Source organism: Aliidongia sp. (assembly GCF_035943795.1).
Lineage (GTDB): Bacteria > Pseudomonadota > Alphaproteobacteria > ATCC43930 > CGMCC-115725 > Aliidongia.
Genome location: NZ_DASZBY010000055.1, coordinates 25,745 through 35,019, shown reverse-complemented (window position 1 = coordinate 35,019; position 9,275 = coordinate 25,745). Strand labels below are relative to the sequence as shown.

5 protein-coding genes are annotated in these 9,275 nt (G+C 71.1%); 4 read left to right on the top strand and 1 reads right to left on the bottom strand.

The window, feature by feature from the left end; translation table 11 throughout:
- The 4 genes from VGV37_RS09805 to addA all read left to right on the top strand — a co-directional run.
- Nucleotides 1-933 (top strand): aminoglycoside phosphotransferase family protein (locus tag VGV37_RS09805; protein WP_326879480.1); only part of this gene is annotated, 933 nt, incomplete at its 5' end.
- Entirely contained in the window at nucleotides 930-1,655 is a 726-nt protein-coding gene (locus VGV37_RS09800) for a nucleotidyltransferase family protein (RefSeq protein ID WP_326879479.1), read from the top strand. The genes VGV37_RS09805 and VGV37_RS09800, both read left to right, overlap by 4 nt.
- 7 nt (nucleotides 1,656-1,662) lie before the next feature.
- Nucleotides 1,663-4,638 carry a double-strand break repair protein AddB gene (addB, locus tag VGV37_RS09795; RefSeq protein ID WP_326879478.1) on the top strand — a complete coding sequence of 992 codons (2,976 nt, stop codon included), beginning with the start codon at nucleotides 1,663-1,665 and terminating at the stop codon, nucleotides 4,636-4,638.
- Entirely contained in the window at nucleotides 4,635-8,024 is a 3,390-nt protein-coding gene (gene addA / locus VGV37_RS09790) for a double-strand break repair helicase AddA (RefSeq protein ID WP_326879477.1), read from the top strand. Before addB ends, addA begins: the two co-directional genes overlap by 4 nt.
- 43 nt (nucleotides 8,025-8,067) lie before the next feature.
- Here addA and VGV37_RS09785 read toward each other — a convergent pair whose 3' ends face one another.
- The gene (locus VGV37_RS09785; protein WP_326879476.1) at nucleotides 8,068-9,096 is read right to left on the bottom strand and encodes a pentapeptide repeat-containing protein; all 1,029 of its coding nucleotides are present in this window, start codon (nucleotides 9,094-9,096) and stop codon (nucleotides 8,068-8,070) included.
- Between the last annotated feature and the right edge of the window lie 179 nt (nucleotides 9,097-9,275).

The following is a 9,275-nucleotide window of genomic DNA, read 5'->3' as shown; positions in this document are numbered from 1 at the left end:
ACCTATTACCGGCTCAGCGACGGCGGCCGGCGCGCGCTGCTGATGGATGCGCCGCCGCCGCGCGAGAAGCCGGCCGAATTCCTCCATATGGCGCGCCTGCTGCACCGGTTCGACTATTCGGCGCCGATGATCCTGGCGTCGGATCCGGTCGCGGGCTTCATCCTGCTGGAAGACCTGGGTGACGACACCTATACGCGGCTCCTCGCCCGCGGGGCCGACGAGGCGGCGCTCTATGGGCTGGCGATCGACCTGCTGGCCGACCTGCACGACCGGTTCGACCCGGCGTCGGCCCATGGCGTCCCGCCCTATTCCGACGAGATCCTGCTGAGCGAGGCCGGGCAGTTCGTCGACTGGTGCCTGCCCGAAGTCACCGGGCGACCGGCCGAGGCGTCCGCCAAGGACGAGTATCTGGCGCTGTGGCAGGCGGCCCTGCCGCTGGCGCGCGCGGTGCCGGCGAGCCTGACCCTGCGCGACTATCACATCGACAACCTGATGCTGCTCGACGGCCGGCCGGGCCTCGAGGCGTGCGGGCTGCTCGATTTCCAGGATTCGCTGATCGGTCCGATCGGCTACGACCTGGTCTCGCTGCTGGAGGATGCGCGGCGCGACGTGCTGGACCCGTTGGCCCGCGCCATGCTGGCCCGCTATCTGGCACACCGGCCCGCGGTCGATCCGGTGGCGCTCGACCGGTCGATGGCGTTCCTGGGCGCGCAGCGCCACGCCAAGGTCATCGGCATCTTCTGCCGCCTGGCCCGGCGCGACGGCAAGCCCGTCTACCTGAAGCACCTGCCCCGCCTCTGGCGCCTGATGCTGCGCAGCCTGGCGCATCCGGAACTGGCGGCATTGAAGGATTGGATGGATCGGCACGTGCCGGTCGAAAGCCGCGGCATTCCCCCTAGCCTGCAGGCGCTCTATCCGCAGGCCGTGCCGTGATCCGGCCGACCGTCGGCATGGTGCTGTCGGCCGGACGCGGCGCGCGGCTGCGCCCGCTGACCGACACGATCCCAAAGCCGCTGGTGCCAGTGCTGGGCCGCCCGCTGCTCGACCATGCCATCGATCGGCTGGCGGCAGCCGGCGTCGCGCGGGTCGTGGTCAACGTGCATCACCTGGGCCAGCAGATCGTCGAGCATCTGAAGGCGCGCCCTGCGCCGGAGATCGTGATCTCGGCGGAAGCCACGGCGCTGGAGACCGGCGGCGGCGTCACCCAGGCGCTGCCGCTGCTGGGCGATGCCCCGTTCTTTGCCGTCAACGGCGATTCCCTGTGGTTCGACGGCGCCATTCCGGCGCTCGACCGGCTCGCCGCCGCGTTCGATCCGGCGCAGCACGACGCGATGCTGCTGCTGCAGAAGACGGTGAGCGCCGTCGGCTACGAGCAGAATCGCGGCGATTTCTTCCTGGGCGCCGACGGCAAGCCGCGCCGGGTCGCCCCGGGCGAGATCGCGCCGTTCCTGTTTGCCGGCGTGCAGATCCTGGCGCCGCACCTGTTCGCGGACGCACCGGCCGGGGCCTTCTCGCTCAACCGAATCTACGACCGGGCGCTCGCCGCAGGGCGGCTGGGCGCGCTCGTTCATGACGGCGAATGGTACACGGTGACCGACGAGGCCGGACTGGCCCAGGTCCGCGCCCGCCTCGACCGGCGCTGGGCCGGGCGCTAGCCCGCCGATGGACACCGACCAGGGATCGCCGCCGGCGCCGCGGATCTTCACGATCCCCGCCACCCTGCCCTTCCTCGACGCGCTCGTCGCCGGCCTGTTCGAGCGCTTCGGCCGGTCGCCGCTGGACCTGGCCGAGGCGACCATCCTGCTGCCGAGCCGGCGCGCCTGCCGCGCCTTGAGCGATGCCTTTCTCAAGGCCGGCGGCGGCGTGCCCATGCTGCTGCCCCGGCTTGCGGCATTGGGCGACCTCGATGCCGACGAGATCGACCTCACCGCCGGCGACAGCCTTGCCGAGACGCTCGACCTGCCGCCGGCGATCGCCCCGCTGCGCCGGCGCCTGTTGCTGGCCCAGCTGATCCATCGCTGGGGCGCGCGGCGCGACGGCGGCGAGATCCTGCCGGCCCAGGCGGTGGCGCTGGCCGACGACCTCGCCCGCCTGATCGACCAGGCCTGGACCGAGGATGTCGGGTTCGACCGGCTCGACCGGCTGGTGCCGGACGAACTCGCGCGCCATTGGCAGATCACCGTCGATTTCCTGAAGATCGTCACCGACCATTGGCCCCCGCTGATCGAGGCCGAGGGCGCGATCGATCCGGCCGACCGGCGCAACCGCCTGATCCGCGCCCAGGCCGCCGCCTGGCGGGTGGTGCCGCCCGGCGGGCCGGTCATCGCCGCCGGCTTCGGCAGCGCCATTCCGGCGGCGACGGAACTGCTGGGCCTGATCGCGGGCCTGCCGAACGGCGCGCTGGTGCTGCCCGGCGTCGAGACCGCGGCCGATGCCGAGCTGTGGATCGCGATCGGCGAGGATCCGACCCATCCACAATATGGCCTGGCGCAATTGCTGAGCCGGTTGGGCGTGGCGCACGAGGACCTGCCCGCCTGGCCGGCGCCAGGCATCGAGGCCGGCGCGCCGGCGCGGGGCGATCTGGCGCGCGAGATGATGCGGCCGGCATCGGTCAGCGAGAAATGGCGGACCCTCGGCGCCCTGCCATCGGACGCGACGCGCGGCCTCGCCCGGCTCGATTGCCCCGGTCCGCAAGAAGAAGCCGGCACGATCGCGCTGCTGATGCGCCAGCGGCTCGATATCGCCGGTGCCACCGCCATGCTGGTGACGCCCGACCGCGGCCTCGCCCGCCGGGTCGCGGCCGAGCTGAAGCGCTGGGACATCGAGATCGACGATTCCGCCGGCCTGCCGCTGAACCAGACGCCGCCCGGCGTGCTGCTGCGCCTGCTGGCCGATGCCGCGGCCGAGCGGTTGGCGCCGGTGCCGCTGCTGGCGCTGCTGAAGCATCCGCTGGTCTCCGGCGGCATGCCGCGCGGCGCCTTCCGCGGTGCCGTCCGGCGGCTGGAACGGCAATGCCTGCGCGGTCCCCGCCCGGCGTCGGGCATCGCCGGGCTGCGGCAGGTCGCGCTCGACGGTGCCGAGGAGCTGCTGCCCTTCATCGAGCAGCTCGACCGGCTGCTGGGCCCGTTCCTGGCGCTGATCGACGCGCCGGATACGGACTTGCAGGCAGCATTGACCGCCGAGATCGCCGTGGCCGAGGCTCTGTGCGCGACCGACGAGACGCGCGGTGCCGCCGTGCTCTGGGCCGAGGAAGCCGGCACCAGCCTCGCGAGCTTCGTCGCCGAACTGCATGACGCCGCCGCCGGTTTCCCGACCATCGCCGGGGCGGATTATCCAGTACTGCTGGAAGCCCTGCTCGCCGGCGGCGTGGTCCGGCCGCGCTTCGGCAAGCATCCGCGCCTGCAGATCCTGGGCACGCTCGAAGCCCGGCTGCAGCAGGCCGACCTGGTCATCCTGGGCGGCCTGAACGAGGGTGTCTGGCCGCCCGCCGCTACGCCCGATCCCTGGCTGTCGCGGCCGATGCGCCAGCAGTTCGGGCTGGAATCGCCCGAGGCGCAGATCGGGCTCGCCGCCCATGACTTCACCATGGCGGTGACCGCGCGCGAGGTCGTGCTGACCCGGTCGGTCCGGTCGGAGGGCGCGCCGACGGTGCCGTCGCGCTGGCTGCTGCGGCTCGACACCGTGCTGCGCGCCGTCGGTGGCGCGCTCGATAGCCCCCGCGTCCTGCCGTTCCTCGCCTGGCAGGCCCGGCTCGATGCGCCGGCCGAAATCCGCGCGTGCCAGCCGCCGGCACCGACGCCGCCGACCCATGCCCGCCCGCGCAAGCTGTCGGTCACCGAGATCGAGACCTGGATGCGCGATCCCTACGCGATCTACGCGCGACACGTGCTGAGGCTCAGGCCGCTCGATCCGCTCGACGCCGACCCGGGCCTGGCCGAACGCGGCACCTTCATCCACGAGGCGCTCGATCGCTTCGTGCGGGAGCCGCACCAAGGCGCCGATCCCGTCGCCCACCTGATCGCGATCGGCCGCGAGGTCTTCGGCGAGGCGCTGGCCCGGCCCGGCGTCTGGGCCTTCTGGTGGCCGCGCTTCCTGCGCATTGCCCAATGGTTCGTCGCGACCGAGGCGGAGCGACAGCCCTTCATCCTCGACAGCTTCACCGAATGCCGCGGGCAATTGCAGTTCGACACGGCCGGCGGTCGCTTCACATTGCACGGCAAGGCCGACCGCATCGACCTGCTGCGCGACGGGGGTGCTGCCCTGATCGACTACAAGACCGGCAGCGTCCCGAAGCCCGAGGAAGTGCTGCTGGGATATGCCCCGCAATTGCCGCTCGAGGCGGCGATGCTGGCCGAGGGCGGCTTCGCCCTGGTCCCGGCCGGGACCGTCACCGACCTCGCCTTCTGGCGCCTGACCGGCAACGATCCCGCGGCCGAGATCAGCCCGGCCGGCGGCAAGGGCGCCGATCCGGCCGAACTGGCCCGGGTGGCGCGGCTCGGACTCGAACGGCTGGTCGCGCGCTACGATGATCCGGCAACACCCTATCGCTCGCTGCCGCGACCGGAACGGGCCGGACGCTATCGCGACTACGACCATCTGGCGCGCGTCGCCGAATGGGGTGCGGGGAGCGGCGAATGAGCCTCAGCCCGACCGCCATCCAACAGCTGGCCTCGGACGGCCGTGCCTCGGTCTGGGTCGCGGCTTCGGCCGGCACCGGCAAGACCAAAGTGCTGACCGACCGGCTGCTGAACCTGCTGCTGGCCGACGTGCCGCCGGGCCGGCTCTTGTGCCTGACCTTCACCAAGGCCGCCGCCGCCGAGATGGCGAATCGGCTGAACGAGCGGTTGTCGGGCTGGACGACTGAGGGCGACGGCAAGCTGCGCCAGGACATCGCCGGCCTGATCGGGCGCGCCGAGCGCGACGTGCCGCCCGAGATGCTCGACCGGGCGCGCCGCCTGTTCGCCCGCGTGCTCGACACGCCCGGCGGCATGCGCATCCTGACCATCCACGCCTTCTGCCAATCGGTGCTGCGCCGCTTTCCGCTGGAGGCCGGCCTGCCGCCGCAGTTCGAGGTCATGGACGATCGCAGCGCCACGGAGTTACTGGAGGAAGCGCGCCAGAGCGTGCTGACGGCGGCGCGCGAGACGGCGGACGACCTGGGCTTGGCCTTGGGCGAGGTCACCCGCCACGCGGGCGAGCAGGCGTTTGCCGAACTGATGCAGGCGCTGACGACGGAGCGCGGACGCCTGTCGCAGATGATCGCCGACGCGGGCGGGCTCGATCCCTACCTGAAGCATCTGCACCGCCGCCTGGGCGTGCGGCCCGGGGAGAGCGAAGAGAGCCTGATCGAGGCCGCCTGCGACGAGGCAATGGTCGACGGCGCCGGGCTGCGCCGGGCGACGGCGGCCCTGCTCGCCGGCAGCAAGACCGACATCGGCCGCGGCGAGTGCCTGGCCGCCTGGCTGGGCGATCCCGAGAGCCGTGTCGCCCGGTTCGACGAGTATGTTTCGGCGTTCCTCACCGAGAAAGGCGAAGCGCGCAAGGTGCTTGGCACCAAGGCGGTGCTGGCCGGCGATCCGCGCATCGGCGAAAGCCTCGCGGCCGAACAGGCGCGCCTGCTGGCCGTGCTGGCCCGACGCGCCGCCATCGTGGTCGCACGCGCCAATGCCGGCCTGGCCCGGCTGGCTTTCGGCTTCCTCGCGGCCTATGCCGGCGAGAAGCGCCGGCGCGGGCTGCTCGACTACGACGACCTGATCCTGGCCACCCGCGACCTGCTGGCCCAGCCGGAGATCGCGCCCTGGGTGCTGTTCAAGCTGGACGGCGGCATCGACCATATCCTGATCGACGAGGCCCAGGACACCAACCCGGACCAGTGGCGCGTGGTCGAGGCGCTGGCGGCGGAGTTCTTCGTCGGCGACGGCGCCGCTCCGCCGACCCGCACCATCTTCGCGGTCGGCGACGCCAAGCAGTCGATCTTCAGCTTCCAGCGCGCCGATCCGCAGGAATTCCTGCGCATGCAGCGGCATTTCGCCGGCAAGGTGCGCACGGCCGAGCGGCAGTGGCGCGAGGTACCGCTCCAGGTCTCGTTCCGCTCGACCGCCGCGGTGCTGCAGACGGTCGACGCCGTCTTCGCGCTCGACGACGCCCGGGCTGGCGTGGCGCTCGATGGCGCCGCGATCGAGCACAAGGCCCATCGCGAGGGGCATGCCGGCCGGGTCGAGCTGTGGCCGGCCTTCAAGCCGGAAGCAGCGGATGACGAGGAGCCCTGGGCCCACCCGGTCGATCAGCGCGCGGTAGAGGCGCCGCGCGGCCGCCTCGCCAAGCGCATCGCCGCCACCATCCAACATTGGATCCGGTCGGGCGAGGTGCTGCCGGCCCGTGGCCGGCCGATCCGGGCGGGCGACGTGCTGATCCTGGTCCGCCGGCGCGGCGGCTTCGTCGCCGAGCTGGTGCGCGAGCTGAAGCAACTGGGCGTGCCGGTCGCAGGATCCGATCGCATGGTGCTCACATCCCAACTCGCGGTCATGGACCTGATGGCGCTGGGCCGCGTGCTGCTGCTGCCCGAGGACGACCTGACCCTGGCCGCCGTGCTCAAGAGCCCGCTGATCGGGCTCGACGAAGAGGCGCTATACCGCCTGGCTCATGGCCGTAACGGCAGCCTGTGGCAGGCGCTGGGCGCTGCCGCCGAGCCCGCGATGGTCGGCGCCCGCGACACGCTCGGCAATTTGATGGCGCGCGCCGATTTCGTGCCGCCCTATCGGCTCTATGCCGAATTCCTGGGAGCCGGCGGCGCCCGCCGCCGCCTGATCGGCCGTTTGGGTCCCGAGGCGGCCGACGCGATCGACGAGTTCCTGGCCCAGAGCCTCGCCCATGAGCGCGCGCACGTGCCCTCGCTCGAAGGCTTCCTGCACTGGCTGGAGCGCGGCGAGGCGGACATCAAGCGCGACCTGGACCAGGGCGGGCGCGACGAGGTCCGCATCATGACGGTCCATGGCTCCAAAGGCCTGCAGGCGCCGATCGTGTTCTTGCCCGACACGGTGCAGACGCCGGTACAGATGCCGGCGCTGCTGTGGCCGGAGCGGGCGGATCTGATGCTGTGGCGCCCGGCGAAGGGCGCCGGCGAGCCGCTGTCCGAGGCTGCGCGGGTGCTGGCCAAGGCGAAGCGCGACGAGGAATATCGCCGCCTGCTCTATGTGGCGCTGACCCGGGCGGAAGACCGGCTCTATGTCGCGGGCTGGCGTACCAAGCGCGACCAGGGCGGATCGTGGTACGACCTGATCGACGCCGGGCTCGCCAGCATCGGCCGGACGGAGAGCGTGACGCCGCCGCCCGGCCATGAGCCGTTCGACCCGCACTGGGTCCATGAGACGCCGCAGGATGTGCCGGCCAAGCCAGATACCCGGCCGGCGGCCGATGGGCCAAGCGACGAGGTCCTGCCTGAGTTCGCGCTCAGCCCGCGGCCCGACGAACCATCGCCGCCCCGCCCGCTCGTCGCCTCGCGCCCGAGCCAGCCGGAGCCGGCCGCGACCTCGCCGCTCGGGCCCGACAGCGACACGACGCGGTTCCAGCGCGGCCTGCTGGTCCATCGGCTGATGCAGTCGCTGCCGGAACTGCCCGATGCGGCGCGCGAGGCCGCGGCCCGGCGCTTTCTCAGCCAACCGGCCCACGGCCTGGATCCGGTCGAGCAGGACGCGATCGCGCGCGAAACCATGGCGGTATTGCGCCACGGGGATTTCGCGGCGCTGTTCGGACCGGGCTCGCGGGCCGAGGTGCCGGTCGTGGGCCTGATCGATGGACGCGCGCTGAATGGTCGGATCGACCGGCTGGTCGTCACTGAAGATGCCGTGCTGATCGTCGACTACAAGACCAATCGGCCGCCGCCCCTGGAGGTCGATGCCGTGTCGCCGGCCTATGTGGAACAGCTGGCGGCCTATCGCGCGGCGCTGGAACGGATCTATCCGGGCCGCCAGGTGCGGACTCTGCTGCTATGGACCGACGGACCGCGGCTGATGGAGATCGGCTGACGCGACATCGTCCCCATAGGGACCGTGAAGCGGCGAACCGACGTCAATCATCGAATCGCGTCAGCAATCCCGTGCCCGGCAATTCGCCCAGGTGGGTTTGGGCGCGCACCAGCGCGCGGGTCGCCGCCCCCAGCAGGTTGGCACCGCGCATGTCGGCGCGCGTGACGTCGGCCTTGTTGAGCACGGCGCGGCGCAGGTCGGTCGCAAGCAACAACGTGTCGCTCAAGACCGCGCCGGACAGGATCGCCAGCTGCATGTCGGCCGCACTCAGGTTCTTGCCGCGCAGGTCGTAGCCGGCCAGGTAGCAATTGCGGAAATCGGCCCGCATGCCCGCCTTGCCACCACTGTCGATCCAGCGCAGGTGCTGGGCCAGGCGCCGGTCGATCTCCGCCGGCGGGATGGCGATCGGCGGCTGTGGCTTGATGCCGACCGAGTCGAGGTAGGCCTTGGTCTGTTCGTCGATGTCGGCCCCGCCCAGATCCGCGCCGCCCATCTGCGCGCCCTTGAAATTCGCGGCCCGGATCTCGGAGCCGCGAAAGTTCGATTGGCGCAGGTCCGCGGTCGAAAAATTGGTGCTATGGATCACGGCGCCGGCGAAATCGGCGCCTTTCAGCCGGGCGCTCGAGAGGTTGGTGCCGTCGAGCCGGGCGTTGGCGAAACGGCTGCCGTTCGCTTCCTCCCGCCCCGCGATGGCGCCTTCGCGCAGGTCGGCGCCGCTCATGTGGGTATGGGTCAGGTCGGCGTTCTCGAAGCTGGCGCCGCGCAGGTCCGCCTTCTCGAAATTGGCCCCCGACAGGTTGGCGCCGTTGAAGTTGGCGCCGAACACGTTGGAGCCGCGGAACAGCGCGCGCTGCGCCTTGCAGCGCTCGAACTGGCAACCGATGAATTCGCTGTTCGAGAGATTGAGTTCGGAGAGGTCGAGGCGCGAAAAGTTGCAATTGACCAGGATGGCTCGCCGGCCATCCCGTTGCCCCTTCAGGAAACGTTGATGGGCGACGGCCAGCCGGTCGAGCAGTTCTTGTGAAAAACGGATGTCCCGTAACGTGCTATTCTTGGTCCCGAGGTCGCTCATGCCGCCCCGCAATGTTCTTTTACATGCTGGCAATATGAGCGGATCTCCTTAACAACTGCTTGAGACGTCTTGAAGCGCTTGAGCTATCATGGGTTTAGCGCGAGAGAGGGGTGTGCAAGGGGATCGATCGCACGGCTCCTATGAAGCAATCCACTCGGCCGTCGCCTTGACCTTGGATT